Source organism: Marichromatium sp. PS1, assembly GCF_041155115.1.
In the GTDB taxonomy this organism is placed as follows: Bacteria; Pseudomonadota; Gammaproteobacteria; order Chromatiales; family Chromatiaceae; genus Marichromatium; species Marichromatium gracile.
In genome coordinates this window covers 112,199-132,755 of the sequence record NZ_BAAFHB010000006.1, presented here as the reverse complement: position 1 = coordinate 132,755, position 20,557 = coordinate 112,199, and the positions used below count along the sequence as shown (strand labels likewise).

Below are 20,557 nucleotides of genomic sequence, written 5' to 3'. Positions count from 1 at the left end.
CGTCGCGCGCCTCCGGGCGTTGGCATCCGCGCATGGCTGGCAAGATCCCTCCGGAGTTCATCGATGATCTCCTCACGCGCGTCGACATCGTCGATGTCATCGGCGCGCGGGTCCAGCTACGCAAGGCCGGAAAGGAATTCCAGGCGCGTTGTCCCTTCCACGAAGAAAAAACCCCGTCCTTCACCGTCAGTCCGGCCAAGCAGTTCTATCATTGTTTCGGCTGCGGCGCTCACGGTACCGCCATCGGTTTCCTCATGGAGCACGATGGTCTGCCGTTTCGCGAGGCCATCGACGAACTGGCCCGGCTCGCCGGTGTCGAGGTCCCGATCGAGGGCGGGGAGCAGGTGCGCGGGCCGGATCACGGCCCGTTGTTCGCCCTGCTCGACGAGGCCGACGGGTTGTTTCGCCGCCAGCTGCGCGAGCACCCGCAGGCCGCGCGGGCGATCGATTATCTCAAGTCGCGTGGGTTGAGCGGCGAGATCGCCGCCCGTTACGGTATCGGTTTCGCGCCCGGGGGTGGTGATTTCCTGCTCTCGCGTCTGGGGCGTACGCCTGAGCGCTGTCGCCAGCTCGTCGACTGCGGTCTGATCGGCGAGCAGGACGGGCGGCGCTACGATCGCTTTCGCGATCGCATCATCTTCCCGATCCGCGATCGGCGCGGTCGGGTGATCGGGTTCGGGGGGCGGATTCTCGGTGACGGCCGCCCCAAGTATCTGAACTCGCCGGAGACGCCGCTCTTTCACAAGGGTCGCGAACTCTACGGACTGTTCGAGGCTCAGCGCGGTGTCCGGCGCGGGCTCGAGCGGGTGCTGGTGGTCGAGGGCTATCTCGACGTCATCGCCCTGGCGCAACACGGTATCGACTGCGCCGTGGCGACCCTGGGGACCGCGACCACCGCGGACCATCTGCAGCGCCTCTCGCGCACCGCGCCCGAGTTGGTGTTCTGCTTCGATGGCGACCGAGCCGGTCGCGACGCGGCCTGGAAGGCGTTGGAGACCACGCTGCCGCTGGCCAGCGGCAGCCAGACCCAGCGTTTCCTGTTCCTCCCCGAGGGCGAGGACCCGGACACCCTGGTGCGCAAGGAGGGCGCCGAGGGCTTCCTTGCCCGGGTCGAGCAGGCGACGCCGCTGTCGCAGTTCCTGTTCGACCAGCTCACCGCCCAGGTCGACATGACCACCATCGATGGCCGGGCGCGGCTCGCGCCGCTGGCCCGGCCATTGATCGATCGGGTGCCCGCGGGGGTCTTTCGTGACCTGCTCGAGCAGCGCCTGAGCGAGCTGGTCGGGCTGGAGCGGCGCGCGCCCTCGTCGCGACGTCGAACATCGCGGGCGCCGCGTCAGAGCGCGCTGGAGCAGCAGCGCCCGAGCCGTACCGCCTGGGCCATCGCGCTGCTGCTCAATCACCCGTCACTGATGGCGCGGGTGGACGAGCTGCCGACGGACTGGCGACGCGCCTCGAATCAAGGGGTCGGAATCCTCGTGGAGTTGCTTGAAACCATTCGGCAGCACCCAACTCTCACCAAGGCTGCGTTGATCGAGCGCTGGCGTGATCACCCGCACTTCGATTATCTGCAGCGCCTGAGCGTACATCCGTTCCTGCGGCATGTCTCCGAGGAGGGCGCGGGGGCGGAGTTCGATGGGGCGCTGGAGCGGCTCGGTGCCGAGGTCCGCAAGCGCGAATGGTTGCGCAGCCTCGACGACAAGCTGCGTGCACGGGTCGGGCGGGACCCGGATGATCCACGCACTCATCGCGATGACTCATAACTTTGTGATTTTTCGTGCTACAATCGGAAGTTTGCTCAAAAGCCGCCTTCCGCAGCATTAGTCAAGGTATCCCATGGACCAAGAACATCATCAGTCGCAGCTGAAGCAGCTGATCGCCAGGGGCAAGGAACAAGGGTTTCTGACCTATGCCGAGGTCAACGATCACCTGCCTCCCGGTATCGTCGAGGCCGAGCAGATCGAAGATATCGTGCGCATGATCAACGACATGGGGATCATGGTCCATGAAACCGCGCCCGATGCCGATGACCAGACCCTGAGCGATTCTGCGGTCTCCGACGACGAGGCTGCGGAGGCGGCGGCGGCGGCGCTGGCCTCGGTCGACAGCGAGTTCGGTCGCACCACCGACCCGGTGCGGATGTACATGCGCGAGATGGGTTCGGTCGAGCTGCTCACCCGCGAGGGCGAGCTGATCATCGCCAAGCGCATCGAGGACGGCCTCAACCAGGTGCTTGCCGCGCTGTCGGTCTACCCGCGTGCAGTCGAGCGCCTGATCGAGCTGTTCGACCAGGTCGAGCGTGAGGAGAAGCGCCTGACCGATGTCATCTCCGGCTTCAACGATGCCACCGATGACGAGCCGGCCACCCCGGTCCAGCACGGTCAGTCCGCCCAGCAGAAGGACAAGAACAACGCCGCTGCCGACGACGACGCCGATCACGATGGCGACGCCGACGATGACGACGACGACGAAGACGACACCCCGGTCGACACCGGCCCCGATCCTGAGGATGCGGCACGCCGCGCCAAGCTGCTGCGCGAGCACTTCGCGGTGATGCGCGAGGCGCTGGAGCAGTACGGTCGCGACGACGAGCGTTCGCGCAAGGCGATGGCCGAGACCTCCGAGGTCTTCCTCCAGTTCAAGCTGGTCGCCGCGGTGTTCCAGGAGCTCGCCGAGCTGCTGCGCGGCACCATCGAGCGCATCCGCGCCCAGGAGCGCCAGATCCAGTCGCTCTGTGTGCGTCAGGCAGGCGTGCCGCGCAAGGCCTTCATCGAGGGCTTCAGCGGCAACGAGAGCAGCCCCGAGTGGCTCGACAAGCTGCTTGCCAGCGGCAAGCCCTATGCCGCGCGTCTCGAGCCCCTGGCCGCCGACGTGCGTCGCGCCCAGCGCAAGCTCCAGGACCTCGAGCGCGAGAACTTCCTCACCATCACCGAGGTGAAGGACGTCAACCGCAAGATGTCGATCGGCGAGGCCAAGGCCCGTCGCGCCAAGAAGGAGATGGTCGAGGCCAACCTGCGACTGGTGATCTCGATCGCCAAGAAGTACACCAACCGCGGGCTGCAGTTCCTCGATCTCATCCAGGAAGGCAACATCGGCCTGATGAAGGCGGTCGACAAGTTCGAATACCGTCGCGGCTACAAGTTCTCGACCTACGCCACCTGGTGGATCCGTCAGGCGATCACCCGCTCGATCGCCGACCAGGCGCGCACCATCCGTATCCCGGTGCACATGATCGAGACCATCAACAAGCTCAACCGCATCTCCCGTCAGATGATCCAGGAGATGGGCCGCGAGGCCACCCCCGAGGAGCTGGCCATCCGCATGGACATGCCCGAGGACAAGGTGCGCAAGGTGCTCAAGATCGCCAAGGAGCCGATCTCCATGGAGACCCCGATCGGTGACGACGAGGACTCGCACCTCGGCGACTTCATCGAGGACGCCGGCGTCGTCTCCCCGGTCGACTCGGCCACCTCCGAGGGGCTGCGCGAGGCCACCCAGAACATGCTCGCCAGCCTCACCTCGCGCGAGGCCAAGGTGTTGCGCATGCGCTTCGGCATCGACATGAACACCGACCACACCCTCGAAGAGGTCGGCAAGCAGTTCGACGTCACCCGCGAGCGCATCCGCCAGATCGAGGCCAAGGCCCTGCGCAAGCTGCGCCACCCGACCCGCTCGGAACGCCTGCGCAGCTTCCTCGACGCCGACTGATCGGCTATCCTTTCGACCCGCCCATCCGCGGCGGGTCAGACCCCATCGGGCCGTTAGCACAGCGGTTAGTGCAGGGGACTCATAATCGATTAGTCGAGGCCCGAAGGAAGCGTTAGAATTTCCACCTTCGAAGCCTTGGCTGGCGAAGGTAAAATCAGAAAAAGGGCCTATAGCTCAGTTGGTTAGAGCAGCCGACTCATAATCGGTAGGTCGCAGGTTCAAGTCCTGCTGGGCCCACCATATCAAAGCCCCGAGCCGCAAGGCTTTTGGGGCTTTTTGCTAGCAGTTAAGCTTTCCTATAATGTGCTTACACGAGCTTACATTTGAGCTTGGCAACACTCATAGGGAGTGATCAATGTCCGACTACAAAGACCTAAACCTAAACCGCGAAGCGCTTGATGCAAATATCCAGCGCTTCTTAGAGTTGAACGGCCACCAACTAGACGGGCAGATTCAAAATACAGCCGTAAAGAAACGTGTTGTGTTCGGTTCAGCTGGCGCAGAGTTTGCGATGGTAGACCTGCATCTGAACAACACAGGCACTACAACCATCCAATGGAAACTGGGAAAGAATAAGCCTCTTGGCGAGACGCTGGCTGTCTTCCTAAAAAACACAATTGACCCTGCTGAGTTCGAAAATGTGAATTACTCTCTTAAGGGGATAACCACAGATTCCTTCGAGCCGATATTGGACTGTGTTACCGAGTCGGATGATATTGAAATCAACGTCTTGCGAGACGAAAAGCTGTGCAAGCAAGTAACACTGAAAAGCATTGCGCACCAAGATCAATTGACCCTCACTCATCATCGGGGTACACGAGTCTTGCAAATTCAGGGCAAGCCTCTGTCATGTTACCGCCGTGTCGTTTTCATGCTGACAGACCTGTTAGACCTTAAGGGTCTTGAGCAAGTGTTATATCGTAAAGACGAAAGTAGTGCGGAGATCGTTAGAACTGAGATGGCAGAGGATTATCTAAATAACCTCTTTCGGTAGTGCCCTGACCGATAGGGTTTTGAATCTCTCGATGTGTTTGGCTTCCCACAATGAATCACACGCACATCTTGGCGTTGTAGTGATGAATGAAGTTCCAGAGTGCACCAAGATGGTTTTCCTGGTTCTTCGAGAACGCGAGCGACTTTCTCACCAAGCGGGAGATACGCTGCCGGAGTGTACCGTTAAACCGTTCGATATGGTTGGTTTCCCCTTGTGACTTCGCACTGGGATAATGTCGGTGTGCCGGGATGATCCGCGCATAGGCGCTCCAAAAATCTGTGTAGACGGGAGCGGAAGTCTGATATTGCGCTGGGATGGAATCCCACAGAGCCTGTGCGGAGCGCTCCGTACGATCGCCAACATGGACCCCGACGATACGCCGGGTCAGGCGATCCATAGCGAGCCAGATCCATTGTTTGTTCAGGCGTTTTCCGACAAAGGACCACAGTTCGTCGCACTCCAGGATTACTCCGTAGGATGTGGTGTTTTTTTTTAGCGCGACCTGACGAGGAACCTTCTTGTACTTCTCGTTCACGTAGTTCTGCAGCCAAGCCTCGGAGACCTTCACCGCACGGGCAATTCCGGCCAGGGAGATTTTTTCCAGCAGCAACCGATCGATCAGTTCGCGGGTTTCCTGAGAAACCTGCCCCTTGGCAGGATGGATAACGAACTGGCGACCGCAATCTTGACACTTGTATAACTGCTTTTTCAGCCGGTTGAATCCATTTTTGGTCACATGGTTGGAGTGACACTGCGGACATGTCAGATACATTTTCTTCAACCTTAAAGAAATGGATTCTGATCTTATCGAAACCTATCGGTCAGGGCACTACCCAATCTTGACACTTGTATAACTGCTTTTTCAGCCGGTTGAATCCATTTTTGGTCACATGGTTGGAGTGACACTGCGGACATGTCAGATACATTTTCTTCAACCTTAAAGAAATGGATTCTGATCTTATCGAAACCTATCGGTCAGGGCACTACCCCTCTTTCCAACCACCTACGATGCACTACCTGAAAAAATACGGCGACTGCTTATCTCTGGGTGCTGCATAAAGCTAGCATCGCCAAAGCTTCCAGATTATTGCTTGCTGCTCTATCCGGATCTGAGGGCGCTAGAAGGTGCACTTAAAGCTCTTTTGAGCGACTACGGAATGTCAGTAGCCCAAGAGGATAACAAAATTGGCACATTCTTTGATAATAAAAAAGGAATATGCACATTAAAAAAAGAACACAGTGCACAAGTACCGAATGCCAAGATGGTCGATGCACTGAATGAAGGCTATGGTTTTTATATAAAACATCGCCATACCCTTTTCCATATGGAAGAGTTTACTGGCGCAAGCTCAATGATTGATTCACTAGAGAGAGCAGTTGGCCTCTCTAAAGACGCATATGCAGCCATCAATAGTCTGTATGTAGCAAAGCTGGAAACACCATGATTCGGAAGATACGCATGGTCGGCGGAATTGCTGTGGTTACTGCCACAGCGGACTTCCACCCATTGCGCAAATTGAAGCAATTAACCTCCGAACTCGAAAGCCTGCATTTCGAGGGGATGGTTCTATTCGATTTGCTAGCCGTAAATGGCTTAGCAGAAAATCGCTTTGCATCAGTGAAATTCACAGGACAAACTTTCGATAAGTCCACTTTCGCTGTAGAGTCTGAAATAAATCAAGACATCAAGAGCGAGCAAGACACTATCGCCAAGCAGGATCACACATTTCTTCTTGGTAGCGTCCTTTCATCCAGCGAGATTGAAAAATTTACTCATTAAGCGATTTGCTTACACAACGCTTGCTCGTCACGTCAATCACTCCAAAATAACTAACTACCTCAATCACCTATCCCAGTTGAGTCACTGATTAATACTTATTGGTTTGGACTTTCCCTATTTCGGCTATGCAGCGCTTACCCTTGCCCTACTACTACAGCCGCATATCATCACGGCGGCCCAGTCCCACGCGCTCGATAGTGACAGACCCTGGCCCGCGCCTGATGTCGTCGTCGCCAATCCGACCAGGCGATGACGGCATCCGGCGGGGCGCGTTCGCGCCACAACAGTGCCTCAAGCAGGCGCCGGATCTCAGGGGCGGTCAGTGCGATCCGCCCGGCGACAGCGCCCCCTTTTTCGCCCGTCTGTCAACTCCCCCTTTTTAAGTCCATCCATAAATAGACACTGCGGCATGTCCGCGGCGGTTAAGAAACTCGATTGGTGAAAGATCGCCGAGCGATTCGTGCGGTCGGCGCAGGTTGTATTCGTCGAGCCAGTCGTCTGCCTGTTGGCGAACCTCCTCGAGGGTGTTGAAGAGCTAGGCATCGAGGACCTCGCGGCGGAAGCTGCCGTTGAAGCGCTCGATGAAGCCGTTCTGGGTCGGTTTCCCGGGGCTGATGAAGTCGAGGGCGATGCCACGTTCGGCGGCCCAACGCTGGAAGGCGGTGCTGGTGAACTCCGGTCCGTTGTCGAGACGCAGCCGCTCGGGGCGCCCCCGGACGCTGATGACCTGTTCGAGCACGCGGATGACGCGCGCCGAGGTCAGCGAGACGTCGACCTCGATACGCAGCGCCTCACGGTTGTAGTCGTCGATGAGGTTGAAGGTGCGATAGCTCATGCCGCTGCTCAGCGCATCGCTCATGAAGTCGGTCGACCATTGCAGGTTGGGACGGATCGGTTGCACCAGCGGTTGCGGCGGGCGGAGCGCCCGGAGTCGCTTGCACCGACGCCGCAGATTGAGCTTGAGTGCGCAATACACCCGCCAGACCCGCTTGTGGTTCCAGGGATGTCCGGCGCGGCGCAGCCGCACATAGAGCTTGCGAAAACCGGCGGATGGATGGCGCTCAGCCAGCGCGCTCAGCGCCTTGATCAGCGGCCCGTCGTCACGCGGGCGGGCGTGATAGTCGAGCACCGAACGGCTCAGCCCGAGCAGTCGACAGACGCGCCGCTTGCTCACGCCTTCGACCATGGACTCACCCGCCAGGGCGCGCCGCGCCCTGGCGCTCAGCGCTTTTTTCGACGATCTCCTTCAGGATCTTGTGATCCAGGCTCAGATCCGCGTACATGTGCTTGAGCCGGCGATTCTCCTCCTCCAGCGCGCGCAGCCGCTTCAGGTCCGAAGCATCCATCCCCCCGTACTTCGAGCGCCATTGATAGAAGGTCGCCGCGCTGACGCCCAGCTCCCGGCACACGTCCTTGACGGCTACTCCAGACTCAGCGCGACGCAGTGCGTCAACGATCTGCTGCTCGCTGTACTTGCTCTTGCGCATGTGGGCTCTCCTCTGCTCGGCCACCATCATGCCGTCGGTCTCTACTTTTCGCTGGACCTATTTTTGGGGAAGGGGACAGGTAGTCGATATCATTTTCAGGATGACTGCTGCGTCTGGCCCTATCATGTCCCGCTAAACTTCAACACCTTACGGATGTCGTAGCAGCGCATTCAGCCAGTATTCAGACTCCCGCCCCGGTCGCCGATCGGCCGTTGTCCAGACCTCCACAGTCTCCAGTTCCTCGGTCTCGGACACCAGTGTGGCAAGCCTATCCTCATCGAGATCGGTGAATCGTCGACCGTTGTGCTCATGCTCGCCCGTGCCGTACTTGAACGAGGCATAGAGCACACCGGCAGGTTTGAGCGATCGTGCGAGTCGGTGCAAAGCGGCTGGCAGCTCGGTCAGCGACACATGCAGCAAACTCGCACAGGCCCAGATGCCGTCGAAGGTTGCAGACCATTCGACCTCCTGGAAGCGGCGAATCTCGACATCGATCCCGCAATGGGCGGTGGCGAGCGAGGCCAGAGTCGGCGAGGCATCGAAAGCGGTCACGGTATAGCCGCGTTCCAGGAAGGCGCGGGTATCACGGCCAGAGCCACATCCGGCATCGAGCAGTCGCCCGCCCGGCCGGACATGAGCGAGAAAGCGTGCGTAGAGCGGCTCCATGTCGACGTCGTGCGTCGCGGCGAAGAAAGCGCTGGCATGGGTGTTGTAGTAGTCAAGATTCATGCGGGGATTGTGTGTGCGCTACAACTGCGCGTCTAGACGCCGCCGCCCCGGAACCGCCATCGGCCTTGCGGCCCCATGTCTCTGGAACTCGCCCGCGATCGCATCGAATACCTCGCCGAACCATGGCCACTCGGGATTTCGAGAGGGTCTTGACTGCGTTCGACGGTTTTCTCGCGGCGGCTGCCAAGGTCATCGACGAGACCGCCGAGCCGCTCCCCTGTGCCATCGGCTGACGATGGATGCTTGTTGGGTCAGTATGCTCGCCCCTTCGTGGGGGAAGTGCCCGACACTGGAGCACTCGGTCGAGCACGACATCCCAAGCTGGATCGAGTCCAACGCTCCCGAGCTGGGCCGCTTGTTTCAATGTCGAGACCTTGACGCTGGCCCTTCTGGATGATGGGATGCTGGGGACATTGCCCCTCGTTTGGGTTTCGCCAACCTGGAAGGTGACCAGCTGGCCATGATGGAAGAGACTTGGCGCTCATCGAGCACCTACATCGATGCGCTGCTCAGGTCGATAGGGTACGCCGAAGCATGATCGATCCGATCGAGAACAACTCGCTACCTCCCGCACCCGACCTCGACATCAGCGCGCTCTCGGCATTGTTCCGGCACACCACGAACTCTTACAAGTTCGTTTTCTTCCTCGCGCTCCTGGATCTGCTCAAGCGTCATAGCTTCGACGCCGAACGGCCTTATACATACGATGAACTCACCGTCGAGATGCTGGTGATCGCGTGGTATCCGCACACCTTCTTCAAGCTGTCGTTCGGCGCTCAGGATACGATCGCGCAGAAGCTCGATGGGCTAGAGCTAAACTTGGGCTGCGCCAATCACAGCGTTGTGGATCACAAGGCGCTGCGTGCAGCCTTGGAAGCAGCCTCGCTCAAGGAGGCTGGACGGCTGATGGAGTTCGTCCCCTATCGTCTGCTGGCTCCCTTCCTTGAACCGCACTTGCAGGGCGTCGACCGCGGTGCCTGGATGGTATTCGAACGCGCCATGCCCGCGATCACCAATACCCACTTCGAGACGGCACGCCCACTCTATCGCTTCGATAGTGACGACTATCAGCACTGCTCGGCCATACGCTGGCATCCAGCCTGGGTGGCCTATTTGGAGCGACACTGGTCGATCATCAAGAGCTGGGCGGCGTGGCGCTGGCTGCACTACATGCAGCGACGCAATCCAACCACGCCGAGTCTGTCGAGCAAACTCTTTCCGCCGGCCAAGCGCGAGGCGCTGACCAAGCAGACGAAGTATTGGCGCGGGATCCTGGAGCAGGAGACCGATCCCCCGCTGACCTGCATCTATTCCGGCGAGCCGCTGACTGCCGCGAGCTTCGCCCTCGATCACTATCTGCCGTGGTCGTTCGTGGTTCACGATCAGCTCTGGAACCTGATCCCAACCCCGTCGGCGGTGAACTCGGCCAAATCCAACCGGCTCCCGAGCGTTGACTATCTGCCGGGCTTCGTGTCCTTACAGCATCGCGGTTTGTTGATCGCCCGCCAGTCGCTCGGCGAGGCGCGCTTCGGCAAGGTGGTCGAGGACTATCTGGCCGATTTGCATCTACCGTCGCTGGAAGCGCTGTTGGACTTCGATCAACTCCAGAATGCCTACGCGCGCACTCTCGGTCCTCTACTGACTCTGGCCACCAACCAGGGCTTCATTCCCGACTGGCACTACAGGTCCCTGAGTGTGGACCCCATGACTGCCCCGAGTGTGGTGGCCCTCCCGCACCCGATGCGCCTGGAAGCGGCGACCGATCAGGTCGCCGACAGTCAGGATCTCGGGCACGCGCCCCCGCCCTCAGCGCTTTGCCCATCCTGATCGACGAAACCATCCCGACCGAAGCGCTCATCAACATCGTTCCCGGATTGCACGATCTGTTCGTTCATCACTTCGGGTTTTCAGTGCTCTGAGGCTTCCCCCGCCCCCCATCGCCTCCGGCTTGGCTTCCCCCCCCACTGCCACCATCCCTGTAGCTACGGTCGCATCACGCCGTTGACCGAGGGTCGCTGCGTGTCGTGTGCCTGGGCCGAGCGGGGATCGTCATGGAGGTCAAGCGGGGGATTATGAGCGAAGACAGCAACGAAGCGGATCGTCTGGCCGCGCTCGCGCGCTACGGTCTGCTCGATACGCCGCCCGAGGAAGGGTTCGATCGGTTGACGCGGGTCGCGGCCTTTCTGTTCTCGGCGCCGATCGCGCTGATCTCGCTGGTGGATCGGGATCGACAGTGGTTCAAGTCGGCCTGCGGGCTGGCCGGGCGCGAGACCCCGCGCGAATGGGCCTTCTGCGCGCACGCCATCCGGGGCACGGAGGTGATGGTGGTGCCCGATGCCACGCGCGACCCGCGCTTTTGCGACAACCCGCTGGTGACTGGGCCGCCGCACATCCGTTTCTACGCCGGGGCGCCCCTGCTCACCGCCGACGGCTTCGCGCTCGGCACCCTGTGCGTGATCGCCGCCACGCCCCGCCCGGGGATGTCCGGCGGGCATCAGTTGATCCTGCGCGACCTCGCGCGCCTGACCATGGATCTGCTGGAATTGCGTCAGGTGCGTGGCGGGATCCATTGATATCGCCCGGATGAACCTGGGACGAGCATGACAGGGGAGGCAGCGGGCGATGCCTGGTCGAGCTGACAGCGCGTTCACGGTCGCCGGTAGTCGTGCCGGTGGACGTGTCTTGCTGCCGAGGACGGTCGGTGCTGGTGAGGTCTTCGCCCTGCGTGGTTATCTGATCGCCAGCCTGACGATCATCGCGCTGTTGCTGAGCGCCAGCTTTCTCGTCCTCTCCGAGGGCTTGCGCGAACTCGAGGGGGCGAGCCGGGTGGTCAATCTCTCGGGGCGGCAGCGGATGCTGGTGACCCGGGTGGATGCCCTGATGACCCGGCTGCCGCTGACCGAGGAGCCGGGGCAGGTGAAACGCCTGCACGATGAACTTGCGGCCAATCTGGCCCAGCTCGAACGGGTGCATCGCGCGTTGATCGACGGCTCCGCCGAGCTGCGGCTGGCACGCCCGGAGAGTCATGCGGTGGAGGCCATCTATCACGAGCTGCCCTATCGGCTCGATGACGCCATGGTGCGTTATCTTGCCCGGGTGCGCGAGGCGCTGGCATCCGGTCTCGGCGAGCGCGGCGGCACGGGGGGCGTGCTCCCGGAGCTGTGGGCGTTGCGCAATGAGGTGGTGCTCGGGCTCGAGGCGCTCACCAAGCAGTTCGAGCGAGAGGTGAGTGATGGCGTCCGCGCGGTCCGTTGGTTCGGCGTGGCGCTGTTTCTCTCGCTGCTGCTGTGTCTGGTCGGGATCTGGCATTTCAGCTTCCGCCCGATGGCGCGCCGTATCATGCGCGAGCGTGAGCTGCTGCGCGGTATCACCGAGCACGTCGCCGAGGGCATCATCACCGTCGATGCCGAGGGTCGGGTGCGTTCGGCGAATCCGGCCGCGGCGCAGATCTTCGGGCGCGCGGCGAGCGCCATGGTCGATCACGATGTCCAGACGCTGATCCCCGGCCTGGCCCTGGACGATGTCGATTTCTCGTGCGAGATGCGGGGGCGTCGGGACGACGGCAGCGAGATCCCGCTCGAGGTCTCGCGCAGCGCCATGCACGCAGCCGGTCTGCGGCTGTCGATCTGCGTGGTGCGGGATGTCTCGGTGCGCCATGATGCCGCGCAGGCGTTGCGCATGGAGCGCGCGCGGCTGCAGACCTTCGTCCGTCATACCCCGGCGGCGGTGGCGATGTTCGATCGCGAGATGCGTTATCTGCTGTGCAGCGAGCGCTGGCGCATCGATTACGGGCTCGGTGATCGGGCGTTGCTCGGCCACTGCCATTACGACATCTTCCCCGAGATCCCGGAGCGCTGGCGCGCCATCCATCAGCGTTGTCTGAAGGGGCAGATCGAGCGTTGCGAGGAGGACCCATTCACCCGGGCCGACGGTACGGTCGATTGGGTGCGCTGGGAGATCCACCCCTGGTTCGACGGCGAGTCGGTCGGCGGGATCATCATGTTCACCGAGGTCATCACCCCGCGCAAGCTGGCCGAGGCCGCGCTCAATCTGCGCGACCGCGCGATCGAGGCGGCCAGTTGCGGAATCCTCATCACCGATGCGCGCCGCGCCGACAACCCGCTGGTCTATGTCAATCCCGAGTTCGAGCGCATCACCGGCTATCGCGCCAGCGAGGTCGTCGGTCATAACTGCCGACTGTTGCAGGCCGGCGACTCGGCTCAGCCCGGTGTGGAGACGCTCCGGGAGGCGCTCGGCGGGCGGCAGCCGGTCACGGTGTTGCTGCGTAACTATCGCAAGGACGGCAGCCTGTTCTGGAACCAGATCTCGCTCGCACCGGTCTTTGACAACGACGGCGAGTTGGTCCATTTCGTCGGTATCCTCACCGACGTCACCGAGCGCATCCGTGCCGAGGAGGCGTTGCGCGAGAGTCGCGAACGCTATCGCTCACTCTATAACGACACCCCGGTGATGCTCAGCTCGATCGATGCCGAGGGTCGGCTGGTGGCGGTCAGCGATTACTGGTTGCGCAAGCTCGGTTATACCCGCGAGGCGGTCATCGGTCGTCCGGTGGTCGAGTTCCTCACCGCGGCGTCACGCCACTTCTACACCCAGCAGGCATTGCCGATGCTGGTGCGTCAGGGCAGTTGCGAGGGGGTGGCCTATACCCTCGTGCGTCGCGACGGCACGCCGCTGGAGATCGAGCTCTCGGCGATCGCCGAGGTCGACGCCGAGGGGCGGCTGGTGCGCGCCCTGGCGGTGATGAACGATGTCACCGACAAGAAGCGCACCGAGGACGAGTTGCGTCAGGTGCAGAAGCTCGAGGCGATCGGTCAGCTCACCGGTGGCATCGCGCACGACTTCAACAACCTGCTGGCGGTGGTGATGGGCAATCTGCAACTGGTCGAGCGCCGGGTACACGATAACGACCGGGTTCGCACCAACGTGCGCAACGCCCTGGAGGCGACGGCCAGGGGCGCCGAGCTGACCCGGCAGTTGCTCGCCTTCGCTCGTCGTCAGCCGCTTGCGCCCCGGCTCACCAACGTCAATACGCTAGTCTCGGGGATGACCGACCTGCTGCGGCGCACCCTCAGCTCGCAGATCGAGGTGGAGCTGCGGCTGTGCGAGCGGATCGCGCCGGTGATGGTCGACCCCGTGCAGCTCGAATCGGCCCTGCTCAACCTGGCGATCAATGCCCGCGATGCCATGCCCGAGGGCGGACGCTTGCTGATCGAGACCGACAACATCGAACTCGACGCGCGTTATGCCGCCACCCATCCCCAGCTCAATGCCGGCGAGTTCGTGATGATCGGCATGACCGACACCGGTGCCGGTATCCCCCGCGAGATCCAGGGACGCATCTTCGAACCCTTCTTCACCACCAAGCCCGCCGGTCAGGGCACCGGGCTCGGGTTGAGCATGCTCTATGGCTTCGTGCGCCAGTCGATGGGCGATCTCCAGGTCTACAGCGAGCCCGGACAGGGGGCGACCTTCCGCATCTATCTACCCCAGGCCAGCGACGACGATCAGGCGGGCGGGGCCTGGCGCGCCGGTGGTGCCCGGCGCGCGCTCGTCCGTCATGGCCAGGGTGAGCTGATCCTGCTGGTCGAGGACGATCGCCGGGTGCGCGAGACCCATACCGCGCTGCTGGCGGAACTCGGCTATCGGGTGATGAGCGCCGAGGATGGTGAGCAAGGGCTGGCGTTGCTGCGTGCTAACCCCGAGATCGCGCTGCTGTTCTCCGACGTCGTCATGCCCGGCGGTCTCTCCGGTCCCGAGCTGGCCGAGCAGGCGTGCGCCCTGCGTCCGACGTTGCCGGTGCTGTTGACCTCGGGGCATCCTCGCGACCATCTGGCCGGCGCACTCGGCGCGTACCCCTTCATCTCCAAGCCGTTCTCGGAGCGCAAGCTCGCCGAGGTGCTGAGCACGCTGCTCGACCCGGAGGGCGGCGCCATTGTCGAATCGGTCAATTCAGCGAAGGATGATGCTTGATGAGGCATAGCGAGCGACTTCTCGTCGTCGATGACACCCCCGGGGTGTGTGATCTCATTCGCGACGTCGCCGAGGACCTGGGCTACGAGGTTCAGGTGGTGATGTCTCGCGATGACTTCGAGACGGTGTTCACGGCGATCGATCCGACCCTGATCACCCTCGATCTGCAGTTCCCCGGTGGCGACGGGGTGGAGATCCTGCGTTATCTCGCCGACCAGGGCTGCGCGGCGCCGATCGTCGTCATCAGCGGCTTCGACACCCGCGTGGTCAGCTCGGCGATGCGCATCGGCCAGACCCACGGGCTGCGGATGCTCGGCTCGCTCAGGAAGCCGTTCTCCATCCAGGATCTCGAAAACCTGATCGCGCCCATCGGCGTGCGCACATTCAAGCCCGGCGCGGCGGATCTGCGCGAAGCGCTCGATCAGGGCGACATCCTGCCTTTCTTCCAGCCCAAGGCCTGTCTGGTGCATCCCGGTGGCCCGGCCATCTGCGAGGCCGAGGCGCTGGCGCGCTGGCAGCATCCGCAGCATGGTCTGATCGAGCCGGCGCAGTTCATCCCGCTGGCCGAATCGACCGGGATGATCCTGCCGCTGACCTGGACCATGGTCGAGCAGAGCGCCCGCCAACTGGTGCAGTGGCGGGCCGAGGGGCTGCACCTGTCGGTCGCGGTCAATATCGCCCCGGCGGTGATCCAGGACCTCGACTATCCCGACCGCCTCGCGGCCTTGGTGGAGCGCGCCGGCGCCTCGCCCGAATGGTTCACCCTGGAGGTCACCGAGTCCGGGGCGATGCGCGACTCGGAGCGCGCCATGGACATCCTCACGCGGTTGCGGCTCAAGGGCTTCAATCTCTCCTGCGACGACTTCGGCACCGGTTACTCGTCGCTGGTGCAGCTCTATCGCATGCCCTTCTGCGAACTCAAGATCGATCGCTCCTTCGTGGTCGACTGCATCGACCAGCCAGAGGCGCGGGTGATCATCCGTGCCAGCATCGAACTCGGCCACAACCTCGGCCTGACCGTCTGCGCCGAGGGCGTGGAGACGCAGGATGTGTTCGATTATCTCCATGCTCAGGGCTGCGACTCCATCCAGGGCTATCACGTCGGCTACCCGGTGCCGGCGACCGACCTGCCCGAGCTGGTCCGCGAGGCCTCGCGCCGACTGCTCGAGATCGAGTCTTGAGTGGGGCGGTGGACAGCGGGCATCGGGTCGCTTACCTTGAGGCCCTTGGACCTTTGGCACAGCCCTCGGAGAGCCACGCGTGCACGTCAACTTTCCGGTTGCCGGAATTTTTGCGAACCACCCTCGCAGGTGCTTGTTTGGAAAGCCTTTCTGGCAACTGGCAGTCCGAACCAGAGACCCGATCTAAAGGGGATTAAGACGCTCTCGCGTGACCTCGTCGAGCGCCGCTACTGCCGTCCGAACCAGAGACCCGATCTAAAGGGGATTAAGACGCGGCTCGACCGAGTCCGGCTCGAACCGGACCCGGGTCCGAACCAGAGACCCGATCTAAAGGGGATTAAGACAGTTCAATCATCCAGTCCGGTGCATAGTAGGGGGTCCGAACCAGAGACCCGATCTAAAGGGGATTAAGACACAGAACGCCACGGACGGCGCGGATGGTGGGCGACGTCCGAACCAGAGACCCGATCTAAAGGGGATTAAGACAGGGTCGTACCGGAGCTGGAAGTTCCCCTGAATGGTCCGAACCAGAGACCCGATCTAAAGGGGATTAAGACTCCGGGGATTAGGCTTAATAAAATTTTTATTAAGGTCCGAACCAGAGACCCGATCTAAAGGGGGTGGTTAGGACACGACCTGCTCGCGCAGCGCGCGTTGCTCGGTGGTCCAAACCAGAGGTCAGAGATGACTGGTCTACCCCTAAACACCCCCTGCTTGTGCGCCGCCCCTGGGCGGTTTTTTTCTGTCTGGACGTGATCGAAAGGGGCCGGGAGACGGGTCCGTCTGACTGTCGGCGAGGGTGGGATGGTCAGTCGCCGGCAGGGAAAGCAATGCGCTGACTCAGCTCCTCGACCAGCCGGTCCAGCGCCATCGCGCGTGATCCCTTGACGAGGATGCAGGTCGCTGGATCGGTGTCGGCGAGGATCCGTGCCGCCAGTGCCGGCGGTTGACTGCAATGATGCTCGACCTGGGCTGGTGGTGTGGGTGCGGCGGTGGCGGCGAAGCCGGGGCCGATGAGGATGCAGCGCTCGGCGCTGGCGGCGGCGAGGGCGGCGATCTCGCGATGGGCGGTGGGCGCGTGCGCGCCCAGCTCGTGCATGTCGCCGAGCACGGCGAGGCGTGGGGCGGGGCAGGTGCGCAGCAGCGCGAGCGCGGCGCGCATCGAGTCGGGGTTGGCGTTGTAGCTGTCGTCGATCAGGGTCGGCCGGTCGGGGGTTGCGGCGAACAGGACCCGGCTGCGCCCGGGTAGCGGCTGGGCGGTGTCGAGCGCGACGCGGATGCGGGACTCGGCGATCCCCAGGCGCCGTGCGACGGCGACCGCCGCCGCGGCATTGAGCTGGTTGTGGACACCGGGCAGCGCCGCTGCGGCCAGCCCCGCTTCGGGGGCGAAGCGCGCGATCCGGGCGCGACAGGCCGGTGGCTCGATCGCCAGCCAGGGGGGCGCCGGGAGCAGCGCCAGGGCGTCCGGGGCGAGCTGGTCGAGCAGCGCGAACTCCTCGCGCGCGACCCCGGCCAGATCACCGAGGAAGGCCAGGTGCTCCTCGCCGATGTTGGTGATCACCGCGAGATCGGGCTGGACGAGTGCGCCGAGCGCGGCGATCTCGCCGGGGTGGTTGGTGCCGATCTCGCAGGCGACGAAGTCGTCTCCGGGGCGTGCCGCGAGCAGGGTCAGCGGCACCCCGAGGTGGTTGTTGAAGCTGCGCGGGCTCTGGGTGCCGGTCAGGCCACCGGCGCTCAGCAGCTGGTGGATCAGGTGTCGGGTGGTGCTCTTGCCGTTCGAGCCGGAGACGCTGATCACCCGGCAACCGGCGGCGCGCAGGCGCGCGCGCTGGGCCATGGCCAGTCGGTGCAGCGCTCCGAGGGTGGAGTCGACCGCGAGCAGCGCCAGTCCCGGCGGCGGGTCGGGCGGGGTGCGCTCGACGATGGCGAGCGCGGTCCCCGCGCCGGCGGCCTGGGCAAGAAAGTCGTGGCCGTCGTATCGTGCCCCGTTGATGGCGACGAACACCTCGCCCGGGCGCAGTCGCCGTCCGTCGATGCCGAACCCGGAGAGCGGTCGCGCGGCGGGCATCGGGCCGAGCCAGTGTCCCGCGACCACCCCGGCGAGATCCGCCGGGGTCCAGTGCGCCGCGCTGGGCGTGCTCAGTGCGACTCGACCGTGCACCAGTCCCCGTCCTCCGTCCGTCGGGCGCAGTCGCCGCTCGACTCGATGCGGAACAGGTGCAGCCAGCCGTGCTCGACCAGCTCGCGCACCAGATCGTGGCGCGCGATCACCGCATCGATCTCGCTCTGCGGCGCCTCGATGAACACGCTCAACCGGATCGGCTCGTGGATCCAGCGTCGGCCGTCGTGCAACGACTGCAGCGGCAGCCCCACCCGCAGATCGCCGCCGTTGCCCTCGATCACGCCGATGGCGCCGCCGACGACGTTGTGCAGCACCTTGTTGCCACTGCCGAAACGGCGGTTGTCGACGCAGGAGGCGTAGTACTGGAGGTTGATCCAGGCGGCGACCACCATCGGCGCGGTCATGATCAGCTCCAGGGTCGCGAAGCCGTGATCGGCGCGCCAGTCGTAGTCGTGGAGGAAGGCGCGGCCACCGAGGTCGAGACCCTGGGTGCGCGTGCGTGGCGCGGCGACGAAGCAGGCGTTGCCGGCCAGCCCCCACTCCGGGCGCACCTGCGACCAGTCGCGGGCGCGGTGCTCGACCCGCCTGGTCAGCGCCCGACCCTCGCGTCCGCCGAGTCCGAGCAGCGTGGCGCGTTGCAGCCGGGTCAGCTCGCCGGCCTGATCGAGCCGACTGCCGAGTTCGGCCAGTTCCTCGGCAGAGTCGGCGGGGAGTCGCTGGTGGTCGAACAGCCGGATGCGGTCGGTGGTGGTGTCGTGGAGCGCGGGCAGGAACCAGGTGTCCTGCGGGATCGCGATACCGCGCTCGGCGAGTCCCGCGCGGACCTCCGGGGTGTTGAGCAGCGCCGCCACCACGCGGGCGTTGGTCTCGCCGCTCTGGCCGCCGCAGGCGCCGCAGTCGAGCCCGGTGGCATGGGGGTTGTTGACGCTGCTGCTGCCGTGTCCGACCAGCAGCACCAGTCGGGCGAAGCCCGCGGTCAGCGACATGCCGCGGAGGATGCCCTCGGCGAGCGCGACGCGCTCGGCCTCGGGGATGCCGAGTGCGTGATCGGCATGAGGGTGGCCGCAGGGCGCGAGGCTGGGGGCGAGGCGCGCGGCCTGCTCGGGGTCGAGCCTGGGATCGTCCGGGGCCGGCACCGGGCGGCTCCAGCCGAGGCTGTCGCCGATGAGCTTGGGCACGTAGAGCCAGAAGCCGGCGGCCTCGACGAAGGAGAAGCACGAGGCCGCGCCCATCTTGAAGGTCTTCCATGCCTTGCCGATGCCGAGCCGCCGGTGCTGGGCGGTCAGCGCCTCGGCCTGCTCCTCGGGTTCGGCCTCGTGCAGCTCGGAGCAGACCCGGTAGCGCGGTGCGAGCAGCACCGGGAGCTGCGGGCGTGCTCGATCGGCGCCGAACGGCTGGTGGGCGATGGGGGCGCCGAAGAAACCGGCGAAGCCGAGGGTCTGGACCCGGGGGCAGACGGTCTCCAGCGCGCGGCGGATCACCTCGGAGCGCACGTCGATGCAGAAGGCGGCCTGGAGCGGCGGGCGGGTGGCGGGCGCGCTGTGGCGGTGTGCGCGCAGTCGCGCGATCAGACCGCGTTGATAGGCCAGCTCCTGGGCGCACAGCAGCACCCGGTCGATGGCGTCCTCGGGGTCGGGCGCGTCGGGGTCGCCGGCGCGTCGTTCGAGGTCGGCGCAGAGCGCGTGCCAGCGGGCGGTGAGACCGGGGCTGGCCTTGTGCTCGTAGACCAGGACCTCCCAGGCCAGACGGATGGCGAGCAGCGCCTCGATGTGGTCGTCGCTGCCGCCCTCGAGTTCGGCCTCCCAGCGCAGCAGCCGGGTCCAGGCCGCCCAGCCGCCGACATCGAGCAGCGCGGCATGGAGATAGTCGGCCCAGGCCGCCTGGGGGATGCCGAGCCGTCCCAGGGCCGCGCCGATACAGGCGCGCGGCGCCTCGGGCAGGGCGCGCACCCGGGCACGGATGCCGCTCTGGCCCATCATGTCGGCGCTGTAGTCGAGTGCGGCGAAGGCGCGCCAGGCGTCGTAGAGCCGCATCCCCGACCAGGGGTGCTGCCAGGTCGCCTGACCCATGTCGAAATAGGCCGCGCAGTGATGGCTGATGCGATCGATCACGAATTCCGACCAGTCGTCGGCGTCGAGCTCGTCGACCAGCGCGGTGATCAGCGGCACCCCGGTGCGTGGCGCGCGCTCCCGGTCGAGCGCGGCACGCAGCTGCTCGGGGGTGAGCGTGCTGGCGCAGCGTGCGGCGGCCTCGACGAGGTCCTGCTCGCCGATCTCGCCGCGCTCGAGCCGCTCGCGGAAATAGCCGCGCGGCATGTACATCCGCACCCCGGCGATGCGTCGCAGCAGATCCCCGGCGTGGTCGAAGTCGAGTGCGCGCAGGCCGTGGAAGGGGTTGACCGCGACGAAGCGGTCGAGCGGCCACACCGGTGCGATGCGCGCGCAGGCCGTCTCGATCGCCTCGATCAGGTCGTGCTCGCCGGGACGCGGCGTCTCGGCATCGCGTGGCAGTTGGCCGGCCATGCGTGGCTCCGGGGTGTGCAGGTCATTGGGTTTCATCGGGAAT

At 63.9% G+C, this 20,557-nt stretch carries 12 protein-coding genes, 1 tRNA gene, 2 pseudogenes and 1 CRISPR repeat array; of the genes and pseudogenes, 10 read left to right on the top strand and 5 right to left on the bottom strand.

All coding sequences use genetic code 11. The features are described from left to right. Positions 1-32: 32 nt before the first annotated feature. The 4 genes from dnaG to ACAM26_RS16165 all read left to right on the top strand — a co-directional run bounded on the left by dnaG (position 33) and on the right by ACAM26_RS16165 (position 4,702). Positions 33-1,763, top strand: coding sequence for a DNA primase (gene dnaG, locus ACAM26_RS16180; protein WP_369614106.1), 1,731 nt, complete (start codon positions 33-35; stop codon positions 1,761-1,763). 73 nt (positions 1,764-1,836) lie between these two features. Beyond that, on the top strand, positions 1,837-3,708 hold the full coding sequence (gene rpoD, locus ACAM26_RS16175; protein ID WP_062275170.1) for an RNA polymerase sigma factor RpoD: 1,872 nt from the start codon (positions 1,837-1,839) through the stop codon (positions 3,706-3,708). A 163-nt stretch (positions 3,709-3,871) separates the two neighbouring features. Further along, positions 3,872-3,948, top strand: a tRNA-Ile gene (locus ACAM26_RS16170). Between the two features lie 115 nt (positions 3,949-4,063). Beyond that, positions 4,064-4,702: a type II toxin-antitoxin system RnlA family toxin gene (locus ACAM26_RS16165; RefSeq protein ID WP_369614105.1), complete on the top strand. Its 639-nt coding sequence runs from the start codon at positions 4,064-4,066 to the stop codon at positions 4,700-4,702. Positions 4,703-4,757: 55 nt separating this feature from the next. On the opposite strand, the gene ACAM26_RS16160 is transcribed toward ACAM26_RS16165, so the two are convergent. Next, positions 4,758-5,468, bottom strand: coding sequence for an IS1 family transposase (locus tag ACAM26_RS16160; protein ID WP_369612975.1), 711 nt, complete (start codon positions 5,466-5,468; stop codon positions 4,758-4,760). Between the two features lie 238 nt (positions 5,469-5,706). Between ACAM26_RS16160 and ACAM26_RS16155 the strand changes: the two are divergent. Further along, positions 5,707-6,147 (top strand): annotated as a pseudogene (locus ACAM26_RS16155) (RNase LS family HEPN domain-containing protein); the annotation flags it as partial. After that, entirely contained in the window at positions 6,144-6,482 is a 339-nt protein-coding gene (locus ACAM26_RS16150) for a type II toxin-antitoxin system RnlB family antitoxin (protein ID WP_369614104.1), read from the top strand. The pseudogene ACAM26_RS16155 and the gene ACAM26_RS16150, both read left to right, overlap by 4 nt. Before the next feature lie 379 nt (positions 6,483-6,861). On the opposite strand, the pseudogene ACAM26_RS16145 reads toward ACAM26_RS16150, so the two are convergent. Both ACAM26_RS16145 and ACAM26_RS16140 read right to left on the bottom strand, forming a co-directional pair. Beyond that, positions 6,862-7,969: pseudogene (locus ACAM26_RS16145) on the bottom strand (IS3 family transposase). A gap of 147 nt (positions 7,970-8,116) precedes the next feature. Then, entirely contained in the window at positions 8,117-8,698 is a 582-nt protein-coding gene (locus ACAM26_RS16140) for a class I SAM-dependent methyltransferase (protein ID WP_369614103.1), read from the bottom strand. Between the two features lie 534 nt (positions 8,699-9,232). On the opposite strand from ACAM26_RS16140, the gene ACAM26_RS16135 reads away from it, so the two are divergent. From ACAM26_RS16135 to ACAM26_RS16120, 4 genes are all read left to right on the top strand, one after another. After that, the gene (locus tag ACAM26_RS16135; protein ID WP_369614102.1) at positions 9,233-10,525 is read left to right on the top strand and encodes an HNH endonuclease domain-containing protein; all 1,293 of its coding nucleotides are present in this window, start codon (positions 9,233-9,235) and stop codon (positions 10,523-10,525) included. A 245-nt stretch (positions 10,526-10,770) separates the two neighbouring features. Beyond that, positions 10,771-11,271 (top strand): GAF domain-containing protein, encoded by a 501-nt coding sequence (locus ACAM26_RS16130; RefSeq protein ID WP_369614101.1) that lies wholly within the window; start codon positions 10,771-10,773, stop codon positions 11,269-11,271. Positions 11,272-11,380: 109 nt separating this feature from the next. After that, positions 11,381-14,689, top strand: a complete 3,309-nt coding sequence (locus tag ACAM26_RS16125) for a PAS domain S-box protein (protein WP_369614100.1) — start codon at positions 11,381-11,383, stop codon at positions 14,687-14,689. Continuing rightward, on the top strand, positions 14,689-15,870 hold the full coding sequence (locus tag ACAM26_RS16120) for an EAL domain-containing protein (protein ID WP_123140673.1): 1,182 nt from the start codon (positions 14,689-14,691) through the stop codon (positions 15,868-15,870). The genes ACAM26_RS16125 and ACAM26_RS16120 overlap by 1 nt, the downstream gene beginning before the upstream one ends. 163 nt (positions 15,871-16,033) lie before the next feature. Further along, a CRISPR array of direct repeats spans positions 16,034-16,571; the repeat unit is 37 nt; unit sequence GTCCGAACCAGAGACCCGATCTAAAGGGGATTAAGAC. Positions 16,572-16,678: 107 nt separating this feature from the next. On the opposite strand, the gene murF is transcribed toward ACAM26_RS16120, so the two are convergent. Beyond that, positions 16,679-18,031 (bottom strand): UDP-N-acetylmuramoyl-tripeptide--D-alanyl-D-alanine ligase, encoded by a 1,353-nt coding sequence (gene murF / locus ACAM26_RS16115; protein WP_369614099.1) that lies wholly within the window; start codon positions 18,029-18,031, stop codon positions 16,679-16,681. Further along, a complete protein-coding gene (locus tag ACAM26_RS16110; protein WP_369614098.1) occupies positions 18,010-20,550 on the bottom strand; it encodes a YbcC family protein in 2,541 nt (846 codons plus the stop codon). Before ACAM26_RS16110 ends, murF begins: the two co-directional genes overlap by 22 nt. Positions 20,551-20,557 lie beyond the last annotated feature (7 nt).

Bases quoted from the DNA above. Each gene is read 5' to 3' on its own strand.
- ACAM26_RS16130 (WP_369614101.1), top strand. From the start codon at position 10,771: ATGAGCGAAGACAGCAACGAAGCGGATCGTCTGGCCGCGCTCGCGCGC.
- ACAM26_RS16150 (WP_369614104.1), top strand. From the start codon at position 6,144: ATGATTCGGAAGATACGCATGGTCGGCGGAATTGCTGTGGTTACTGCC.
- ACAM26_RS16110 (WP_369614098.1), bottom strand. From the start codon at position 20,550: ATGAAACCCAATGACCTGCACACCCCGGAGCCACGCATGGCCGGCCAA.
- ACAM26_RS16165 (WP_369614105.1), top strand. From the start codon at position 4,064: ATGTCCGACTACAAAGACCTAAACCTAAACCGCGAAGCGCTTGATGCA.
- ACAM26_RS16120 (WP_123140673.1), top strand. From the start codon at position 14,689: ATGAGGCATAGCGAGCGACTTCTCGTCGTCGATGACACCCCCGGGGTG.
- dnaG (WP_369614106.1), top strand. From the start codon at position 33: ATGGCTGGCAAGATCCCTCCGGAGTTCATCGATGATCTCCTCACGCGC.
- rpoD (WP_062275170.1), top strand. From the start codon at position 1,837: ATGGACCAAGAACATCATCAGTCGCAGCTGAAGCAGCTGATCGCCAGG.
- ACAM26_RS16135 (WP_369614102.1), top strand. From the start codon at position 9,233: ATGATCGATCCGATCGAGAACAACTCGCTACCTCCCGCACCCGACCTC.
- ACAM26_RS16140 (WP_369614103.1), bottom strand. From the start codon at position 8,698: ATGAATCTTGACTACTACAACACCCATGCCAGCGCTTTCTTCGCCGCG.